Raw genomic sequence first — 20,026 nt, forward strand, 5'->3', positions numbered from 1 at the left:
ATACTCACGGCTTCTTGCGGATGAAAACCATGTGGTAGCCTTTCAACGGCCCCGGCGTGAGCCGGAACAGCAGCTCCCAGAACTTGCCCAGGACGATGTTCTCGCCATGATAGAACGGCTGCCCGTCAAAACTGTAGGTGAAGTGCTCGAACCGATCAGTTGGGAAAAGCCGCTTCCGCGCCGCCTCCGTGTTCATCGTGTAGAGCGGCACGAACGAGTCGATCTCGACCCGCCGCGGCTCGACCCAGCGCAGGACCTGTGCGTGCAGGCGCTTCGGGATGAGCCGCGCGCCGACCCCGACATAGCCCCAGCGGTTGGGCGTCCAGGCGCAGAGCCAGCCCCCCGGAGCGAGGACCCGGCCGAGCTCGGCCGCGGTGACATCGGCATGCTCGATATGTTCGAGGACCGAGAACGCCGAGATCAGGTCGAAGCTCCCATCCTGGAATGGAAGGATCCCGTCGTGGCCGATCAGACGGACCTCGTCGGCCGACTTGTTCTCGAGGACCGCCTCGTCCACGTCGCAGGCCATGACGTGGGCGCAGCGCCCGCGGAAGTCGCCGAGGTGCCGGCGCAGTGGAACCGGGTCATCGGTCCACTTGCCGCGCCCGGCCCCGAACTCCATCACCCGCATATCCGGCCGGAGCAGCGCGTTGACGCGCACGATGTACTCCATCCGGTGGTCCTGCCGGGAGTAACCCCCGGCCCCCATCTCCCGGAACAGGCGCTGTTCGACGGTGACCATACTTCAGGCTCCTCTGAGGACGCGACGCGCGCCGGAGTGGTGAATTGGGATGGGCCGGACGGGCGCCCGGCGGTGGCGATCCTCGGCACCCGCGGGGTGCCGGCCGCGCATGGGGGCTTCGAGACCCTGGCCGAGCGTCTGGCGCTGGATCTCGTCGAGCGGGGCTGGCGGGTCGAGGTCTATTGCCAGGTGAGCACGCCGACCCCGCCGAGCGTCTGGCGCGGCGTCGCGCTGATCCCGGTCGCGGTGCGGGGCGACGGCGCCTTCGCCACGATCGTGTTCGACCTCAAATGCACCCTGCGGGCGGCGTTCCGGCCGGCCCTGCCGCTGGTGCTCGGCTACAACACGGCCCTGTTCTCGATCCTGTACCGCCTCACGGGCAAGCGCAGCGTGATGAACATGGACGGGATCGAGTGGAAGCGCGACCGCTGGTCGAAGCCCGCAAAGGCGTGGTTCTGGCTGAACGAGCGCCTCGGCAGCCTGTTCTCCACGCATCTGGTCGCGGACCATCCGGAGATCGCGAAGCACCTCGCCCGCAACACGGCGGCGAAGCGGATCACCACGATCGCGTACGGCGCCGACCCGGTGCTGGAGGCGCCGACGACGCCGCTGTCCGCCTTCGGCGTACGCCCCCGCGACTACGGGCTGCTGATCGCCCGGGTCGTGCCCGAAAACCTGGTGCTCCAGATCGTCCGCGCCTGGAGCGAGATCCGCCCCGGCCTGCCCCTCGTCGTACTCGGCAAGCTGATGGACTCGGATTCCTACCACCGTGCCGTGAAGGCCGCGGGCGGGCCGGACGTGATCTTCGCGGGCGCGATCTACGAGGCCGACCGGGTGTCCGCCCTCCGTCTCCACGCCCGCTTCCACATCCACGGCCACACGGTTGGCGGCACCAACCCGTCCCTGGTCGAGGCCCTCGGCGCCGGCTCGCCGATCCTGGCCCACGACAATCCGTTCAACCGTTGGGTGGCGGGCGACGGCGCCGTGTTCTTCGGCGACGAGACCGAGTTGCGCCGGGGCATCCTGAACCTTGTGCGCGCTGCGCCGAGCCGGCTCGACGCGATGTCGGCGGCCTCTCGCGACCGGCACGCGGACGCGTTCGGCTGGCGCGGCATCGTCGATGCCTACGAGGGTGTGCTCCGCCGTCAGCTCCCGTCCCGGCGCGCCGCCCGCGGAGGCCGGGAAGCCATCCGCCGACACGAGCACGGGCCGGCCTGACCGGCGGGCCGACGTTGGAGGGTGGGCGCTAAACTGCATCGCCGCCCTCCGGAACATCGGAGCGGCTGCGGATCTGCCGCTGCGCCACCATCGTGACGGTGCCGGCGGGGACGTCCCGCAGGCTGCACACGCCGATCCCGATCGTGGCTCCGGCCCCGACCGTGACAGCACCCTGGACGGCCGCGTGGGCCCCGACCACGGCATTGTCCCCGAGGCGCGGCGCGTCCGCGGGGAATGGCGCGCCGGGGAAAACCCAATCCCGCGGCCCCACGAGCGTCCCGGGAAGCAGCACCAGGTCGATCCCCGCGCTGCCGCAGAAGACGATGCGGGCCGGGTGGGGCACAAACAGGCCCGGCCCGATCGGCGATCCGGGATGCAGGCTCGCGCCGGTCAACCGCAGCGACAGGTTCGAGACGGCGGCCGCGCATCGCCGCCAGCCGTGTCCGTGCAGCAGATGCGCCACGCGGTGGAAGATTGCGACCTGCATGGCGGGCAGCGTCAGGTGCATCAGGCGTCGCAGCCGGGAGGTCGGCTTGCCGCCCGTGGTCTGGCGCAGGACGCGGGCGAAGTCGGCCGAGAGCAGCCGGCGCACCTCCGCGTAGCCGGTCGGACCGTGCGGATCGGTGTTCACGACGGCGCCGGTCATGCCGCGGCTCCCCGGCCCGGGAGGGCACGCCAGGGCTGGGGCATCACCGTCTCGCCGGGCTCGACGTCCTTGAGGATGGTGGTGCGGGGGCCGAGCCGGGCCCGATCGCCGATCCGCACCGCACCGAGCACGATCGCGCCGGCCTCCAGCACCACGCCGTCGCCCAGCAGCGGCAGGCCGGGGCCCCCGCCGATATCCTGATCGGGCTCCTTCAACAGGCCGCCGATCGAGGCCTGCACGCCGAAGGCCGCGTCACGCCCGACGGCGCCCGCGATGACCGCGCCGAACGGATACGGGAGGAACAATCCCCCGGCGATCCGGCTCGAGGGGGGGATATCGGAGCCGGTCCACCAGCCGTTGACCAGCCACAGCAGCCAGGCCGCCATGCGCCAGCCGCGCTCGTGGCTGTAGCGCGAGAGCCGATAGAGCCAGACCGCGTGATAGCCCCGGTACAGTCGCGCCGAACCGTGGCCCCGGCGATGCCAGTGGGCACGGTCGGCCGCGAGCGCCATGCGCATCTGTGCCCAGCATTGTCGCCGCCCGTCTGCGGATTTCGATGCGCCCGCGAGGGGGATACCTCGGGCGGCGTCAGTCTCTGCGCGCTCGGACATACGCAGTCCTCCGGTTTCCTCAGACGCTTTATCTCTGCAACCATAAATTGAAGATACGGTTGCAAGCCATACGCACCCTGCCACGATGCAATCGTAGGTCGCGGTTTTCAGTAAGGCTCCACCGAGAGATGGTCCGCTTGGTAAATCGATTGCGCGGACGTGGCCGCCCGGGCGGCATGCGGTACGGCGCCAATCTGCTTGGACAGGCCGCGGGCCGCGGGGTTTACTTGGCCGCCGGCTTCGCCGCCTTCGTGATGGTCGGGCACGGCGTCGGCCCGGCGGCGCTCGGCCGCTACGGCCTGGCCCTCGCGGTGCTGGCGGTGGCGCTCATCGCGGCCGATTTCGGGACCACGCTGACCTTCGGGTCACGCCTCGGCGCCGGCGCGCCGGAGATGCGGGCGGCGGAATTCGGCCGCATGATCTCGGCCCGGCTGCTCCTCGGCGGCGGCACCGGATTGCTGCTGCTCGGCGCCCTGCCGCTGCTGCCCGGGGAGATCCGGCCGGCGCTGGCCCTCGCCGCCGTGCTGATGCCGCTCGCGGCCGCGCGCTTCCAGGATTCCCTGTTCCAGGTCTGCGGAAAGCCGGGCTGGTCGGTCTGGCCGTCCCTGGCCAACGCCGTGGTCCTGGTCGGCGGCACGGCACTCGCGCTCTGGTTGCAGCTCCCCGAGGCGGCCCTGAGCATCGTCGCGGTGGCCTCGGGCATCGTCTACGGCGTGGTCGGGCTGATCCTGGCCGCCAAGCTTCTGCCTCTGCGTCCCGCTTCCCTGTCGCAGGGCTGGGCGACGATCCGGGCCGCGGCCGGCGTCGGGATCTCGAACGCCCTCGGCTCACTCAACGGCCGCATCAGCTTGATCATGCTGGCGGCGCTGGCGGGTGCGGCGGAGCTCGGCCAGTTCACCGCGGGCTTCCGGTTCTTCGAGCTCGGCGCCGCGGTGGCGATCACCCTGTGCGCGCCGCTCGTGCCCGTGTTCGGCCGGGCAGTCGGCGCCATCGATGCCGGCCCGACACGTTCCGGCACCGATCGGCTGCGCGCCAGCTTGCGCCCCGCACTGATCGTGATCCTGGCGGCCGCGGGGGCCGGAACCGTGGCGGCCTGCGCGGTCGCCGATCCCCTGGTGCGTGTGATCTTCGGGCCGGATTTCGCTGCGGCCGCGCCGGTCCTGCGCATCGCAGCCGCGATGAGCGCCCTGCTGATCACCGCCACGGTGCTGTTCGCCGGTCTGGTTCCCCTCGGTCGGACCGGCTTCGCGGTGCGCGGCAGTGCGGCCGCCTGCGCCACGAATCTGGCCGCTTGCGCGGTGCTGATCCCCCTGGATCCGCTGCTCGGCGCGGCCTGGGCCGCCCTCCTGGCCGAGGTCGCGATGCTGGCGGTGGTCGCCCACGCCTTCTGGCGCGAAGCCGGCGCACCACTGGCGCCCGGCGATGCCCCGACCGTGCTGGGCCCCGGCCTCGTCACCGCCCTCGTCTGGGCCGCCGGCCCGGCGACGCTCGCGCCGATCACGGTGCCTTTCGCCGCCGTCCTCTCCGCTGCGGTGGCGGCTTGGCTGTGCCTGCGCGGCCGCTCCACCGCCGCTCCCCTCCCCCTCTCGATCCCGGAAGCTTCGTCATGAGCGACGTCCCCGTGCTCTCGGTCATCATCCCGACCTACAACCGCGCCGACACGCTGCGCCTGTGCCTGCGGGCCTTTGACCGACAGACGACCGACCGGCCGTTCGAGATCGTCGTCTGCGACGACGGCTCCGCCGACGCAACGGGCACGGTGATCAGCCACGCGGTCGCCACCGGCCGCATCCCGGTCGTGCACCTGCGCCAGGAGAATGCCGGCGCCAACGCGGCCAGGAACCGGGCGATCGCGTCGGCCCGGGGCGCGCGGCTCCTGATCGTCAACGACGACACGATCCCGGCCCCCAGCCTCGTCGATGCGCATCTCGCCGCCCATGCCAGGCGGGGCGGACGCGAGACCGCGATCCTCGGGCGCATGACCATCGACCCGGCTCTGCCGTTCTCGCCGTTCTCCGCCCTGCACCACGACGCGTCGTACGACGCGCTCGCGGGCCGGGTGGAAGTGGGCTGGGACGCCTTCCTGACCTGCAACGTCAGCGTCGATCGCCGCCTGCTCGAAGAGGCGGGCGGCTTCGATCCGCGCCTGACCTGGCATGAGGACATCGAACTCGGCGAGCGGCTGGCCCGGCGCGGCATGCACCTGTTCTATGAGCCGGAGGCGCTGGCCTATCACCACCACCTCCTGGACGAGACGGCTTACCTGCGCATCGCCGAGCGCGAGGGGGCGGCGCTGGTGCTGTGGTACCGGAAGCGCCCGGACCTCGCGCCCGATCTCACCCGGCTCGGCCTCGTCGGCCCGCCGCCGCTGGCCGCCGCCCCGCGCCACCGCGTCGCCGACCTGGCGATGCCCACGGCGCTGCTGCCCGGCTGGCAGATGGCGGCACGTGTCCTCACTCGGATCAGTCCCGAGGCCGGCCGCACGGTCTGGCGCCGCCTGTTCCAGCGCCAGAAGCGCCTCGCCATCGCCCGGGCGCTGGCGGCGTGAGCGGCTCCCGGATGCACGCTCAGAACCTTTTCGCCGCCCTGCTGCTACCGGCGCTTGCCGCCTGCGGCGCGGCCGATGCGCAATCACAGCAGCGCATCCTAGTCGATCCCGCGGGCGGCGCGATGGAAAACTACCGCACGGTGGCCCGGCTCGCAGACGTCCCGTTCGCGAGCCTCGGGCCCGGATCGAGCGTGCTGATCCGCGGCGGCAGCTACGGCGACGTGGCGGTGATCGGCGCCCGCGGCAGCGCCGAGGCACCGGTCACCGTGGCGGCCGTCGCCGGGACGAGGCCGGTCCTGTCGAACTCGGTGGTGTTCGAGAACGCCGCCTACGTCACGGTGACCGGCCTGACCGTGCAGGGCGCGGTCAATTCCGGCTTCATCATCCGCCGCGGCTCGCACCACGTGACGGTGGCGGACTCCACGGTGTCGAAATCCGGTCTCGGCATCTGGATCGGCGACGGCGCCGGGGCCGGCCACCGCATCACCGGCAACACGCTCTCCGACAACAAGACCCACGGCGTCGCCATCGACGTGATCAACGTGCCGCCGGAGGATCCGAGCTACATCCTGGCCAACACGGTGACCGGCAACGGCATCCACGGGATGGAGATCAACGGCTCCGGCTACGTGGTCGAGGGCAACCGGGTCTCGGGCAACGGCGTCGGCATGTCGGGCACCTCCGGCATCCACGTCTACGCCAAGGATGCAGCTCAGGACGCGGGCGACCGCAATACCATCCGGTACAACATCGTCACCGGCCAGAAGGAAACCACCGGCCAGGACGGCAACGGCATCCAGATCGACCAATGGTGCGACGGCAATACCGTCGCGTTCAACGTCGCGACCGGCAACGACGGCGCCGGCATCAACCTGTTCGACGCCGGCTCGAACACGGTGGTGAACAACACCGTCACCGGCAACATGCGCGATTCCGGCGGCAAGCACGTCTACCGCGGCGAGATCGTGCTGGCCTCGGACTACACCAAGTCGGTCGACCGCACCGCGGGCAACCGGGTGCTGAACAACATCGCCTTCGCCACCCGGCCCGGCATCGCAGCCATCGCGATCGAGGCGACCACCGCCGACAACGGGAACGCCATCGGGCCGAACTTCATCGGCAGCCGCGTCGGCGCGCCGCTCTATCGCTGGGCCGCCACGACCACCAGCGACGGGGCGAGCCTGCCGCTGCACGGCCAAGGCCCCGACCTGACCGGCACCCCCGCCTTCCGCGACCCGGCCGCCCCGCTCTCTGGCGGCCTCGCGCTGACCAAGCCCCCCGCCCGCGCCGGCATCCCGCTCGGCGCAACCCGCGACCTCGCCGGCCAAGCCTACGCGGCCGGCGAAGCCCCGACCTTCGGCGCCTACAGGAGCCCGTAACATGCTACGCATCGGCATCGACGCGCACGTGCTCACCGGCAAGCCCCAGGGCAGCCGCACCTGGCTCGTGAACATCATCGGGCGCGCCGCCGCCCGCCATCCGGACGCGACCTACGTGGTCTATTCCGGAGACCCGGAGGCCTGCGCCCGCCTCGTTTCGGGCGCCAATATCGAGCACCAGAAGCTGCCGCGGGTGCCGGCGAGCCTGCGCCTGCTCGCGATCTGGCCGTGGCTGGTCTTCCGCGACCGCCTCGATACCCTGCTGACCACCTACATCGCCCCGCCGCTGGTGCCGGGCGACCGCCAGGTGGTGGTGGTCCACGACATCCTGTTCGAGACCCATCCCGAGTTCTTCACGTGGCGTATGCGCTGGCGGAACCGCATCCTCACGCGGCTCTCGGCCCGGCGCGCCAAGCTGGTCCTGACCATCTCCGATTACAGCCGCGATTCCATCGCGAAGGTCTACGGCATCGACCGCAGCCGGATCGCCGAGGTGCGCTGCGGGTCGACCCCGCCACGGGCTTCGGCCGAGCGGCATCCGCTCGCGGACGGACGCCCGTACCTGCTGATGGTCGGCCGCCTGGAGCCACGCAAGAATCTCGGCCTGGTGCTCGATGCGTTCGCCCGCCTGCCCGAGGGCGCGGCCCGGCTGATCGTGGTCGGCAAGGGCGACGGTGAGCGGCCCGAGACCCTCGACCGGCTGACCCGGACCCCGGACGCGGTGCACATCGCCGGGATCGATGATAACGGCCTGTCCGACCTCTACGGCCGGGCCGCCGCGCTGGTCTTCCCGAGCCGCGGCGAAGGCTGGGGAATCCCGGTGCTCGACAGCCTCGCCCGGGGCACGCCGGTGATCGCCTCGAGCCTCACCGCGATCCCGGAGGCGGGGGGCAGCGCGGCGAGCTACTTCGATCCGGACGCCCCGGACCGGGTCGAGCGGCTGGCCGAGCTGATGGGCGCCGCGATCGACGGGCGGCTGCCGTTCGATGCGGGCGCCGCCCGGGCGCATGCCGCCCGGCACGACTGGGACGGGCCCGCCGCGACCTTCGTCGACCTGATGCGCCGGAATTTCCCGGCCCGGACGCCGGCGCGCGATCTCCACGCACCGGTGCCGCACCTGCGCGGCTGACCGCCGCCTAAGCGGCCGGCTTGAGCCCGGCGAGGAAGGTCTCCGCGGGCGCCTCCGCGGCGATCGGGTCCTGGATCAGCGTCCAGTATCCGAGCGCCGCCACCACGGCGATCACCGCGCCGGTGATGAAGGCCATGGAGAAATGACCGGTCCCGCCAACGATGAAGCCGGTGATCATCGGGGCCAGGGCGCCGCCGATATAGCCGCCGAAATTCTGCATGGCGCCGAGCGAAGCGGTGGCGTTGGCCGGCGCCGCCACGGAGGCCATCGCCCAGGCGGCCGACGAACTCACGTAGACCAGGAACAGTGACGCCGAGATGCACGCGATGGCGAGCGTGTCGCTCGGCGTCAGTGCCGCCACCACGGTGCAGGCCGCGGTCGCCAGCAGGCCCACCACCATCGGGATCTTGCGGCTCCGGATCGGATCGACCCCGCGCCGGATCAGGATGTCGACGATCCGGCCGCCGAGGATGCCGCCCAGCACCCCGAAGGCGAACGGGATCGCCCCGACGATTCCGGTCTTCTGCAGGGTGAAGTGGCGCTCGATCTCGAGGTAGCTCGGCAGCCAGGCCGTGTAGAGCCAGGTCATGTAGATGCAGCCGAAGTAGCCCATGATCATGCCCCAGCTGGTGCGGTAGCGGAACAGCCGCTTCCACGCGTTCCAGGTGACGCGGCGGTCGGTGTTGGGCGCATCGCCCTCCTCCAGGAAGGCGCGCTCGGCCGGGGTCAGGTCTATCTCCGGCGGGTTGCGGAACACCAGGTAGACGATCCCGGCGAGCGCCAGCCCGGCCACACCCATGATGATGAACATGGCCCGCCAGCCGAAGGCGACCATCAGGAAGGTAAGCAGCGGCAGGGCCAGGAAGGTGCCGAGGGAGGATGCGCAGTTCCAGATCCCCGTGGCGGTGCCGCGCTGGCGGATGTTGAACCAGTCCCGCGAGACCCGGGCGCAGGTCGGGAAATGCGGCGCCTCGCCGAGGCCGAGCACGATACGCGCGCCGACGAACTGCCAGAACGAGGTCACGGCTCCACCGAGCATCTGGCCGAGCGACCAGCAGCTCAGCCCGATGGTCAGCGTCAGCCGCGGACCCAGCCGGTCGGCCAGGGCGCCGGCCGGGAGCTGCGCGAAGGCATAGGCCCACAGGAATGCCGAGAGCAGCAATCCCATGTCGGGGATCGACAGGCCGAGATCCTGCCGGATCAGCGGGTTGGCCACCGCCAGCGTGGCGCGGTCGACGTAATTGACCACTCCGGCCGTCACCAGAAGGGCGAGCGAGATCGTCTGAATGCGCTTCACGCGCGGCGTTGCGACTGGAGCCACTGCTTCCCCCCCTTGGCTGACGCGCACTCTTCAGGGTGCTTCGGGACCGATCGCGCGTCCGCGACTCACGGCGTCCGAGCGATATTCTGCACCGAATGCCGGCGAGGGGAAGGTGCCGGCTGACAGTCGGGGGCCTCGCGTCGCAGCGCCGGGCGTCGTAGACCGCTCGCACCCGTCACCGACCGAGACCGTCCCGCGTGCGCCTGATCCAGATCACCCACCACGACCTCGACGGCTACGGCGCCGCCACGGTCGCCGCAGCCTGCACGGCGGTCGAGCGCGTCGTCCACGTACCCCGCTACAGCGATGTCGGCCCCGTCTTCGAGGACGAGACCAAACGCCTGGCCCGGGCGGGCGAGGGCGAGATCCTGCTCATGACCGACCTCGGCCTGGAGGAGCAGACCATCGCGGGCCTGAAGAAGTTCGCGGCCATGAACCGCCGCCGCGAGGACGGAAGGAAGCATAAGCTCGTGGTCCTCGACCACCACGCCTCCTCGCTGGACCAGTTGCGCCGCCAGGGACTGGAGCCCGTTGCCGATCCCGAACGTCCGGGCTTGAGCCGGATCGATCTCGGCGATCCGGATTGCGTCGTGCTGATCGACGAAAACGTCTGCGCCACCCGGATGACCTTCGATCACCGGGCCCTGTTCGCCACCCACGAGCCCGAGACCGACACCTCCGCCCTGGTGGCGGCGATCGATGCGGTGGACCTCTGGCGCAAGGACAGCCCAGCCTTCCCGGGGGGCCTGGCACTGGACGAGCTGTTCTGGGAGAGCGTGTCGAGCTTCGTGCCCGTCGGCCATCCCTGGCATGAGGCCTTCATGTCCGGGCTGCTGCGTGCGGCCGCCGTTTCCCTGCGCGAGGGCGCCACCCCGGCCGACCTGGAGCGGCGTGCCCTGGCGATCCGCTCCGAGGTGGTCGAGACCCTCCTGCGCGACGCGCCGGACGACGACCGGGCGCTCACAACGCGCATGCGTCTCGCCCGGGCGCTCGCCCGCTCGGACGCGCTGTTCCGCCCGCTCAAGGACGGCACGCTCCTGTCCTTCGCCCTCGATTCGGGCACGTTCCAGCGGGTCTCGGACCTGATCATGGATGCCGGCCGGGCCAAGCGCGTCGTCAACGTACAGCGGATGGGCACCATGTCGTTCCGCTCGAACGACGGCACGGCCCTCGACGGCGCCCGCCTGTTCCGCGGCGGCGGCCATCGCGACGCCGCCGGCGGCCGGCTCCAGAGCGGATCCGTCTTCTCGATGGCGGACGCCATCGCGCAGGTCGAGCCGGTGCTGAACCCGGACAAGCCCCCGGAGGCCGATAGCCCGTTCGCGGCGCTGAAGAACTGGAAGGGGTGATTGGCTTCGGAGCGGAGCAGGACCGTCGCGGATCTGCTCCGCGTCCGAGCATCAGGTCCAGGCTGTCAGAGCCTGAAATCCTCGCCGAGATACAGCCGCCGGGCGTCGGGGTTCGCCACGATCTCCTCCGGGGTCCCCTCAGTGAGGATGCGGCCGGAATGGGCGATGTAGGCGCGGTCGATCAGGCCCAGGGTCTCGCGGACGTTGTGGTCGGTGATCAGCACGCCGATACCGCGCTGCTTGAGGTGCTTCACCAGGTCCTGGATGTCGCCCACCGCGATCGGGTCGATGCCGGCGAAGGGCTCGTCGAGCAGCATGAAGGTCGGCGACGAGGCCAGCGCCCGGGCGATCTCGCAGCGCCGCCGCTCACCGCCCGACAGGGCGATCGAGGGCGACTTGCGCAGCCGCGCGATGTCGAACTCCTCGAGCAGGGAATCGAGCTTGCGGGCCCGCGCCTTGCGGTCGGGCTCGGCCACTTCGAGCACCGCGCGGATGTTGTCCTCGACGGTCAGCCCGCGGAAGATCGAGGCTTCCTGCGGCAGGTAGCCGATGCCGAGGCGCGCCCGCTGATACATCGGCAGATGGGTGATCGGCAGGCCATCCAGGGTGATGTGGCCGCGATCGGCCACCACCAGACCGGTGATCATGTAGAAGATCGTGGTCTTGCCGGCGCCGTTGGGCCCGAGCAGCCCGACCGCCTCGCCGGTGCGGACCGTGAGCCCGGCCTCGTGCACGACGGTGCGGGCGCCGTAGCTCTTGCGCAGGCCGCGCACGCTGAGGATCCCGGGTCCGCCCTCTTCCGCGGCGGCGACTTCGTCGGCATCCGCGACAGGCGGGCTCGCGCGACGGCCGAACAGGCGACCGAGCAGTGTCGGGCGGCCCGCCGCGTCCTGCGGCTCCGCCCGGAACGCAACCGCGCCGCTCAATTGACCTGCGCCCGCGGCTTGACCGGCGGCTGAGCGCAGCCCTTCCCCTTGCCATCCTTGGCGTCGGCCTTCTCGCCGGGCACGAACAGCGCCGAGACGCGGCCGCCAGCCACCGGATCCATGTTCGCGCGCCCGGTGCCCATGTCGTAGACCAGCCGCTGGCCGCGGGTGACGTTCTGGCATTGGCTCAGCACGACGTTGCCGGTGAGCACGATGCGCTTGGCGTCCTGATCGAACACCGCGTGATCGCCGGTGGCGACCTGGTCCTTCTGGACCACCGTGACCGGACCGGCGCAATCGACCTTCTGAATGCCGTTCTCGGCCGGATTCTTCGGCGCCGGCGCCTCGTCGGCGGTGTCCGCAGCCTTGCCGTCCGCATCCTTGCTCGCGGAGGCCTTGCCGGCGCCGTCCTTGCCGCGCTTGTAGTAGACCGTCATGGTCGAGCAGCGGATCGTGCTCTCCCCCTGCACGGCCACGACGTTGCCGACGAACACCGCCCGGTTCTCCCGGTCGAACACGTCGAGGCGGTCGGCGTCGATCTTGATCGGATCCTTGCCGCCGCCGCCGATATTGCCGAAGGGCGAGTCCTTCTTGGCCGGCTTCTCGGCCAGCGCTGGGCCGGCGAGTGCCAGGCAACCGGCCAGGGCCACGCAGAGGGCTGCACGCGCGCTCATCGGCCGGTTTCCGCGGGCTCGGCGTTCGAGGTCAGGATGCGCGGGGGCGCCTTGTCGGCCGGGTCGTCGTTCGCGATCACGACATGCACGTTCCCGACGAAGGAGATCCGCTTGCCGTTCTCGACCACGTCGAGGGCGTTGGCGTTCACGGTGGCGCGCGGGGTCGAGACGGTGACCGGCTCCTGGGAGCTCACCGAGCCGGTCTTGAACACCACGGCGGCCGAGCGCAGGCGCGCTTCCTCGCCCTTGTCGGTCCAAATGCGGATGTCGTCTTTGAGGTCGAGCGCCTCGCGGGCGGTGTCGAACAGGCCAGAGGCCGCCGAGAGTCGGGCGACGCCGCCCTGATCGTCGGTGGCGAGGTGGCCGCGCATCCGCTCCAGCTCGATCAGGCTCGGCTTGCGCACATCCTGCAGGGCAGCATCGGCCGTCACCTCGTACCCGCGGTTGCCCTGGCGGAAGCCCGCGAGCCGGGGGTTCTCCATGCGGACCTTGGAGCCGGCCACCGTCACGGGGCCGACCGAGACTCCCGGCAGGCTCGTCCCGAACGGATTGAACAGGTACGCGAGCAGCAGCGCCACCGCGCCGCCCGCAGCGACCGGGATGAGTCGGCGCATCGTGCGCACGCGGCCGCTGTGGCGGTACGCCCGGGCGTGAGCCCGCGTGCGTGCCGCCAAGACCGCCTGTCCGTTGCCGGCTTGAGCCTCGACCGGGTTCATGCAGCGTCCGTGAGGCGCGCAGGCCGCGCGCGAGTGAGGAATCGGCTCAGACGCCTGCGGCCCCCACCGCGCCCGCGCCTCCGGTCGGGAAATGGTCCCGACCAGTGGCGAAGTTATGGCTCGCCCGTTTCGGAATGATCAACCGAACTTAGAAACTTTCGACGCCGATGTGCGTGAGCACACACGCACATCGGGAAGCATCGTGGGCGCGAAGAGCACGGCGAAGAGCCCGGCGCCGCGGCTCGGGCGGATGCCGGGCCGCGACCGGACCGTCAGCGCGAAGTGCTTCGGGCTGCGGCCAGAGCCGCCGCGATGGTCCGGGCGAAGGCCGCCGGATCGCGGGGGCTGTCGCCGTCCTGGATCCGGGCGAGATCAAGCAGCGTGCCCGCTTCCTGGGGGATCTCCGATTCGGCAGAGGCCGCAAGCACCCGGATCAACGGATGACGCGGGTTGATCTCCAGCACCGGCTGCCCGGCACCGCCGCGGCCGGCCCGGCGCATCAGCCGCTGCATCTGCAGGTCGGGTCCAGCAGTACCGGCCGAGAGCACCACGGCCGAGTCCACCAGCCGGTCGGTGGTGCGCACGTCCGAGACCTCACCGGCCAGCGCCACCTTCACAGCCGCCACGAAGGCGTCGATGCCTTCCGGCGCCTCCGGCTGCTCACCCTCGGGTGCGAACTTCGACAGGTCGAGGCCGCCCTTGGTGATCGACTTGAGCGGCTTCTCCTCGAAGTTGCCGAGCTGGTTGGGCCAGAAGGCATCGACGTGGTCGGAGAGCAGCAGCACCTCCAGGCCCCGGGCCCTGAAGCCTTCGAGCTGCGGCGACGATTTCAGCGCCTCGGCATCGTCGGCCACGAGGTAGTAGATCGCCTCCTGGCCGTCCTTCATGCGGGCCACGTAGTCCGGCAGGGAGGTCCAGCCGTCCTCGGCCGAGGAGCGGAAGCGCAGAAGGGGCGCGATCTCGCCGCGGCGCTCGAAATCCTCGTAGATGCCCTCCTTGAGCACCGCGCCGAAATTCTCCCAGAAGGTCTGGTAGCTCTCGGCATCCTTGGCGCGGGTGGTCAGCTCGGACACGACGCGGCCCGTGACGGCGCGTCGGATCCGGGCGAGCGCCGGCGTCGATTGCAGCATCTCACGGGAGACGTTGAGCGGCAGGTCCTCGGTGTCGACGACGCCCTGGACGAAGCGCAGCCACGGCGGCAGCAACTCGGCCTCGTCGGTGATGAACATCCGGCGGACGTGGAGGCGGACCTTGCTCTGCCGGTCGTTCTCCAGCGCCTGGAACGGCTTAGCGCCGGGCACGAACAACAGCGCAGAGAATTCCAGCTGGCCCTCGGCGCGCCAGTGCAGGGTCGCCCACGGCTTGTCGAAGTTCATCCCGAGGGCGTGGTAGAACGCCTCGTACTGTTCCTCGGTCACCTCGGATTTCGGCTTGCGCCAGAGCGCGGTGCCCTGGTTGGCCGATTCGTCCTTGCCATCCCGCGCAATGGCGATCGGCACGGTGATGAAGTCGGCCCATTTCCGCACCAAGTGGTCGAGGCGGTAGGGTTCGAGGTACTCGTCGGCGTCCGCCTTGAGATGCAGCACGATGTCGGTGCCGGGCTCAGGCCGATCGGCGAGCTCCAGGGTGTAGCTGCCCTGGCCCTCGGACGCCCAAGTCCAGGCCTCGTCGCTGCCGGCCCGGCGCGACGTGACCGTGACCCGGTCGGCGACCATGAAGGCCGAGTAGAAGCCGACGCCGAACTGGCCGATCAGGCTCGGACGATCCTCGGCCTTGGCCGCATCCAGCGTCTGCGAGAAGGCCCGCGTCCCGGAGCGGGCGATGGTGCCGAGGTTGGACGCCAGATCCTCCTTGGTCATGCCGATGCCGGCATCCGAGACGGTCAGGGTGCGCGCCTCCTTGTCGGGCACGATCCGGACCTTGGCGTCCGGCGGCAGGGCGCTCGCCGCCGAGGTCAGCGCCTCGAACCGGCGCCGGTCCATGGCGTCGGCGGCGTTGGCGACGAGTTCGCGCAGGAAGATCTCGCGGTCGGAATAGAGCGCGTGCACGACGAGGTCGAGGAGTCGACCCACCTCCGCCCCGAATTCGTGCCGCTCAATCGTCTCGCTCACGGGCAATGCCTCCGCATAGGGGAAAATGCGGTGGCGATATGCCCGCCCGGCCGGCCGTTTTCAATGAGGCGGCGACGGGTTCGGCGGGACGCGCGCGGCTCAGATCTCGATTTCTGTTCCCACTTCCACGATCTGCCGGGTCGGCAGGCAGAAATGGGCGCCGGTGCGCTCGGCGTTGCGCTTCAGGAAGGCGAACAGCCCCTGGCGCCACAGCGCCATGCCGGGCTTGGCCGACGGGATGACCACCTCGTGGCCGACGAAGAAGGTCAGGTCCTCTAGGTATTCCGGCGGGAGCAGGCCGCTCCTTACGGCGCATTGCAGGCCTTCGGGGATCGAGGCGGTCTGCATGAAGCCGTAGCGCAGCACGACGCGTTCCATCCCGGGGGTGTATTGCGAGATCGCCTTGCGGATGCCTTGCGCGACCAGAGTCACCTGCGCCCGCTCCTCGGCGGGGATCATCGGCGCCTCCTCGTAGATCACGGTGATCAGCAGGATGCGCTCGTGCAGGCATCGGCTGCGTTCGACCAGCCGGCCCAGGGCCATGGGGATGCCCTCGGTGGCTGCGGTGAGGAAGGCCGCTGTTCCCGGCAGCGTGACCGGAGGGTGCGACGCGAGGCGGGCCAAGAACGTCGCCTCAGGCTGGCGCATGGTCTCGCGCACCGCCTCGAGGACGTGGTTGCCCTTCATCCAGGTCAGCATCAGGAACGCGACCGCCGCGGCCAGCACCAGGGGAAACCAGCCGCCCTCGAATAGCTTCACGCTGTTGGCGGCGAAGAACAAAGCGTCGATGGCCAGGAAGAAGCCGTTGACCGCCACGACCAGGATCGGGTTGTAACCCCAACGCAGGGCGATCAGGGCGGCCAGCAGGGTGGTGATGCCCATCAGCGCCGAGACCGCGATGCCGTAGGCGCCGGCCAGCGCATCGGAGGAGCCGAACACCACCACGGCCGTGAGGGTGCCGATGGCGAGCAGCCAGTTCACCGCCGGCACGTAGATCTGGCCGCGCTCGTCCTGATCGGTGTGGACCACCCGCATCATCGGCATGAAGCCGAGCTGGATCGATTGCTGGGTCAGCGAGTAGACGCCCGAGATCACCGCCTGCGAGGCGATGACGGTGGCCATCGTGGCCAGCGCCACCAGCGGGTAATGCGCCCAGTCGGGGGCCAGCAGGTAGAACGGGTTCTCGATCGCGCCCGGGTCGGCGATCAGCAGGGCGCCCTGGCCGCAATAGTGGATCAGCAGCGCCGGCAGGACCAGGCCGAACCAGGCCGCGCGGATCGCCGGTGCGCCGAAATGGCCGAGATCGGCGTACATCGCCTCGCCGCCGGTGACCGCCAGGAAGGCCGCGCCCAGCATCATGAAACTCACGTGCCAGCCGGCATGGGCCAGGAAGTCCACGGCCCGCCAGGGATTGACCGCCCCGAGGATCTCCGGCGCCCGCAGGATGCTGGGGATCGCCAGCAGGACCAGCACCGTGAACCAGACGAGCATCACCGGACCGAACACCCGGCCAATCGCCGCCACGCCCTTGTGCTGCACGGCGAACAGCGCGACCAGGATCACCAAGGTGATCGGCACCACGAACGGTGTCAGCACCGGCGCATCGATCTTCAGCCCCTCGATCGCCGAGAGCACCGAGATCGCCGGGGTGATCGCGCCGTCGCCGTAGAGCAAAGCCGCGCCGACGAGGCCGACCACCAGGAGCACGGCCTTCCACGTGCCGGGCTGCGCCTGCCGGGCGCCCAGCAGCGCCAGCATGGCGACGATGCCGCCCTCGCCCCGGTTGTCCGCGCGCAGGATCAGCACCGCGTATTTCAGCGACACGATGAGGATCAGCGACCACAGGATCAGCGACACGGCCCCGAGCGCCGCAGCCGGCACCGCGGCGCCTCCGGCGGTGGCCGCCTTCACGGCCTCCTTGAAGGCGTAGAGCGGGCTGGTGCCGATATCCCCGTAGACGACGCCGAGCGCCCCCATCATCAGCGCGGGCCCGGGCCCCTGCCGAACGGCGCCCGGCTTTCGCGCCACCGGCGCAGCAGGCAGAACGACCGCAGGACCAGCCGCGGGACTGAAGACTTGGCGCACGGGCGTATCCAGTCGAGGGCGGCACTGACGTGCGCGACCTTAGCAAGCCGGATGCGGTGCGAAAGACTTGATCCGTCGCCGCCACCAACACGGTGAAGACTTGTCACCCAAACGTGATGACGGCCGCATGAAGCGCGCGGCCCCCTCCCCCGCACATCGGGAGAGGGTTCTGTCGATCAGGCGGCGTCCAGCCCCAGGTCGATGATCGCCGCCGAGTGGGTGATCCAGCCGCAGGAGATCAGGTCCACGCCCGAGGCCGCGACCGCGCCCACGGTCTCGCGGGTGATGCGTCCGGAGGCTTCCGAGAGGGCACGGCCGTCGATCATCGCCACGGCGCGGGTCAGCAGGTCGGGGCCCATATTGTCGAGGAGGACCGCATCCACGCCGACCGAGAGGGCTTCCTCGAGCTGCTCCAGGCTATCGACCTCGCACTCGATTTTCACGAGGTGGCCGGCCCGTGCGCGGGCCCGCTGGATCGCCGGCACGATGCCGCCGGCCACCGCAACGTGGTTGTCCTTGATCAACACCGCATCGTCGAGGCCGAAGCGGTGGTTCGAACCGCCCCCGGCCCGCACGGCGTGCTTCTCCAGCGCGCGCAGGCCCGGCGTCGTCTTGCGGGTGCAGACGATCGAGGCCTTGCCGTGCGGGCGAGCCGCCTCCACGAGGCCGTTCGTCGCCGTCGCGACACCCGACATCCGGCAGAGCAGGTTCAGGGCGACGCGCTCGGCGGTCAGGATCGCCCGGGCCGGGCCGTCGAGGCGCAACACCACGTCGCCGGGCGCGACCCGGGCCCCGTCGCCGCGCTCGACCGTCACGGACACGGCCGGGTCGATGAGCGCGAACGCGATCGCGGCGGCGTCGGTGCCGGAGATCACCCCGTCCTGGCGGGACGCGATGACGCCGCGCATCCGTTGCCCGGGCGGCACGATCGCGTCGGTGGTGATGTCGCCGGCCCGGCCGAGATCCTCGATCAGGGCGGCACGCACCACCGGCTCCACCAGGAGCCGCGGCAAGGGCAGGATCTCTTCCGTCAGGACCGATTGCGTCATGATGCCAACTCCGTCCCGGCGGTCGTGGTTTCGCGGTACTCGGCGTTCAGCGTGGCGAGCGTCGTGTCCGTGTGGGCTGCCGGGGCGACATGCGGAAAGTCGCTGCGCCAGTGGGCGCCGCGGCTCTCCCGGCGGGTGAGCGCTCCGCGGGCGATCATCAGCGCCACCAGGGCGGCGTCGCAGGTCTCGCTGTGAGCTTCGAGCGTGGCGACCGCCTGCTCGAGGCCGGCGGCATCGCGGACCACGCCGACCTGGGCCTCCATGAGCCTGCGGATCGACGACAGATCCGCGACCGAACGGGGAGTTATCGTCTCGGGTGCGACCGCGCCTGGAAGCGGCACGTCGAGGGCGTCGGCGATGAAGCCGGCATAGGCGAGCCCTTCCAGCAGGGAATTGCTGGCGAGCCGGTTCGCACCGTGGAGGCCCGTGGAGGAGACCTCGCCGCAGGCATAGAGGCCCGGCACCGACGTGGCTCCATGCGCATCCACCTTCACGCCGCCCATGTGGTAGTGCGCCGCCGGGCGGACCGGGATCGGCTGAACGGCGGGATCGATGCCGGCGGCGGCACACAGGCCGGCCACCGTCGGGAACCGCTTCGGCATCGCGGCCCCGAGGGCGCCGCGGGCATCGAGATAGACCGTGCGGCCGCGTTGGAGCGCCTGGAAGATGCCCCGGGCAACCACGTCGCGCGGGGCGAGGTCGCCGCCGGTGATTCCGGCCATGACCGCTTCGCCGGCCCCGTCGATCAGCCGGGCGCCCTCCCCGCGCAACGCCTCGGTGGCCAGCGGCATCGGATCGGCCCCGGCCGCGATCGCGGTGGGGTGGAACTGCACGAACTCCATGTCGCGCATCACCGCCCCGGCCCGCGCGGCCAGCGCGAGCCCCCCGCCGACGGCGCCGGGCGGGTTCGTGGTCGCCGCGTAGAGGGCGCCGACGCCGCCGGTGGCCAGCACCACGGCGCGCGCCAAGATGCGGAACCGGGCGCCGTCGCGCTCGGCCACGATGCCGGCGACCGCGCCGCGCGTGTCCCGCAGCAGGTCGCAGGCACGGGCTTCGACCACCTCCACAGACGGCGTGGCCAGGACCGCGCGCACCAATCCTTCGAGGACGCGGGCCCCGGTGGCATCACCGCCCGAGCGGACGATGCGGCGGCGGCCATGCGCCGCCTCCAGGCCGAGCGCCAGGGCGCCATCCTCGGTGCGATCGAACGGGACGCCGATCCGCACCAGCCAGTCGATCAGCCCCGGGCCCGCCTGGGCGACCCGGAGCGCCACGTCGGGCTCGGTCAGCCCGGCGCCCGCGGCTACGGTATCGGCGGCGTGGAGAGACGCCGCGTCGTCGGCGCCGACTGAGGCGGCGATGCCGCCCTGGGCCCAGCCGGTAGCGGTGCCGAGGCCCAGGGCCGAAGCAGTGATCAGCGTCACGGGGCGCGGCGCGAGCCGCAACGCGACGCTGAGGCCGGCGACGCCGCCGCCGACCACGACGATGCGGTCGGCCATGTTGGGAGTGACGGCGTTCATCG

General features: G+C 71.0%; 17 protein-coding genes. 6 read left to right on the forward strand and 11 right to left on the reverse strand.

Annotation, left to right across the window (positions count from 1 at the left end):
* Positions 1-4: 4 nt before the first annotated feature.
* Positions 5-742, reverse strand: a complete 738-nt coding sequence (locus AC0IY0_RS17940) for a class I SAM-dependent methyltransferase (RefSeq protein WP_471764863.1) — start codon at positions 740-742, stop codon at positions 5-7.
* Between the two features lie 36 nt (positions 743-778).
* Here AC0IY0_RS17940 and AC0IY0_RS17945 point away from each other — a divergent pair, with 36 nt between their 5' ends.
* Positions 779-1,960: a DUF1972 domain-containing protein gene (locus AC0IY0_RS17945; protein ID WP_419830771.1), complete on the forward strand. Its 1,182-nt coding sequence runs from the start codon at positions 779-781 to the stop codon at positions 1,958-1,960.
* A 28-nt stretch (positions 1,961-1,988) separates the two neighbouring features.
* Here the strand turns inward: AC0IY0_RS17945 and AC0IY0_RS17950 are convergent, their stop codons facing one another.
* Complete coding sequence (locus AC0IY0_RS17950) at positions 1,989-2,606, reverse strand: serine O-acetyltransferase (protein WP_147937972.1); 618 nt, start codon at positions 2,604-2,606, stop codon at positions 1,989-1,991.
* On the reverse strand, positions 2,603-3,124 hold the full coding sequence (locus AC0IY0_RS17955; protein WP_471764864.1) for a serine acetyltransferase: 522 nt from the start codon (positions 3,122-3,124) through the stop codon (positions 2,603-2,605). Before AC0IY0_RS17955 ends, AC0IY0_RS17950 begins: the two co-directional genes overlap by 4 nt.
* A gap of 320 nt (positions 3,125-3,444) precedes the next feature.
* On the opposite strand from AC0IY0_RS17955, the gene AC0IY0_RS17960 reads away from it, so the two are divergent.
* Genes AC0IY0_RS17960 through AC0IY0_RS17975 form a run of 4 tightly spaced genes read left to right on the forward strand, consistent with a single transcriptional unit; the run spans position 3,445 to position 8,273 of the window.
* Positions 3,445-4,827, forward strand: a complete 1,383-nt coding sequence (locus tag AC0IY0_RS17960; RefSeq protein ID WP_471764866.1) for an oligosaccharide flippase family protein — start codon at positions 3,445-3,447, stop codon at positions 4,825-4,827.
* The gene (locus AC0IY0_RS17965; RefSeq protein ID WP_147906233.1) at positions 4,824-5,765 is read left to right on the forward strand and encodes a glycosyltransferase family 2 protein; all 942 of its coding nucleotides are present in this window, start codon (positions 4,824-4,826) and stop codon (positions 5,763-5,765) included. The genes AC0IY0_RS17960 and AC0IY0_RS17965 overlap by 4 nt, the downstream gene beginning before the upstream one ends.
* 11 nt (positions 5,766-5,776) lie before the next feature.
* A complete protein-coding gene (locus AC0IY0_RS17970) occupies positions 5,777-7,144 on the forward strand; it encodes a right-handed parallel beta-helix repeat-containing protein (RefSeq protein WP_471764867.1) in 1,368 nt (455 codons plus the stop codon).
* A 1-nt stretch (position 7,145) separates the two neighbouring features.
* Positions 7,146-8,273 carry a glycosyltransferase family 4 protein gene (locus AC0IY0_RS17975; RefSeq protein WP_147937969.1) on the forward strand — a complete coding sequence of 376 codons (1,128 nt, stop codon included), beginning with the start codon at positions 7,146-7,148 and terminating at the stop codon, positions 8,271-8,273.
* A 7-nt stretch (positions 8,274-8,280) separates the two neighbouring features.
* Here AC0IY0_RS17975 and AC0IY0_RS17980 read toward each other — a convergent pair whose 3' ends face one another.
* Complete coding sequence (locus AC0IY0_RS17980) at positions 8,281-9,570, reverse strand: MFS transporter (protein WP_471764869.1); 1,290 nt, start codon at positions 9,568-9,570, stop codon at positions 8,281-8,283.
* A gap of 221 nt (positions 9,571-9,791) precedes the next feature.
* Here AC0IY0_RS17980 and AC0IY0_RS17985 point away from each other — a divergent pair, with 221 nt between their 5' ends.
* Entirely contained in the window at positions 9,792-10,943 is a 1,152-nt protein-coding gene (locus AC0IY0_RS17985) for a dimethylmenaquinone methyltransferase (protein WP_471764871.1), read from the forward strand.
* A 65-nt stretch (positions 10,944-11,008) separates the two neighbouring features.
* Here the strand turns inward: AC0IY0_RS17985 and lptB are convergent, their stop codons facing one another.
* From lptB to AC0IY0_RS18020, 7 genes are all read right to left on the reverse strand, one after another.
* A complete protein-coding gene (gene lptB / locus AC0IY0_RS17990; RefSeq protein ID WP_147906238.1) occupies positions 11,009-11,869 on the reverse strand; it encodes an LPS export ABC transporter ATP-binding protein in 861 nt (286 codons plus the stop codon).
* The gene (locus tag AC0IY0_RS17995; RefSeq protein ID WP_419830776.1) at positions 11,866-12,543 is read right to left on the reverse strand and encodes an LptA/OstA family protein; all 678 of its coding nucleotides are present in this window, start codon (positions 12,541-12,543) and stop codon (positions 11,866-11,868) included. Before AC0IY0_RS17995 ends, lptB begins: the two co-directional genes overlap by 4 nt.
* Positions 12,540-13,259 carry an LPS export ABC transporter periplasmic protein LptC gene (gene lptC, locus AC0IY0_RS18000; RefSeq protein ID WP_147906240.1) on the reverse strand — a complete coding sequence of 240 codons (720 nt, stop codon included), beginning with the start codon at positions 13,257-13,259 and terminating at the stop codon, positions 12,540-12,542. The genes AC0IY0_RS17995 and lptC overlap by 4 nt, the downstream gene beginning before the upstream one ends.
* A gap of 272 nt (positions 13,260-13,531) precedes the next feature.
* Entirely contained in the window at positions 13,532-15,370 is a 1,839-nt protein-coding gene (htpG, locus tag AC0IY0_RS18005) for a molecular chaperone HtpG (RefSeq protein WP_471764873.1), read from the reverse strand.
* A 99-nt stretch (positions 15,371-15,469) separates the two neighbouring features.
* A complete protein-coding gene (locus tag AC0IY0_RS18010) occupies positions 15,470-17,350 on the reverse strand; it encodes a potassium transporter Kup (RefSeq protein WP_461232518.1) in 1,881 nt (626 codons plus the stop codon).
* A 281-nt stretch (positions 17,351-17,631) separates the two neighbouring features.
* Complete coding sequence (gene nadC / locus AC0IY0_RS18015; RefSeq protein WP_471764875.1) at positions 17,632-18,504, reverse strand: carboxylating nicotinate-nucleotide diphosphorylase; 873 nt, start codon at positions 18,502-18,504, stop codon at positions 17,632-17,634.
* Positions 18,501-20,024 carry an L-aspartate oxidase gene (locus tag AC0IY0_RS18020; protein ID WP_471764877.1) on the reverse strand — a complete coding sequence of 508 codons (1,524 nt, stop codon included), beginning with the start codon at positions 20,022-20,024 and terminating at the stop codon, positions 18,501-18,503. Before AC0IY0_RS18020 ends, nadC begins: the two co-directional genes overlap by 4 nt.
* Positions 20,025-20,026: the final 2 nt, after the last annotated feature.

Source organism: Methylobacterium sp. AC315 (assembly GCF_979253755.1).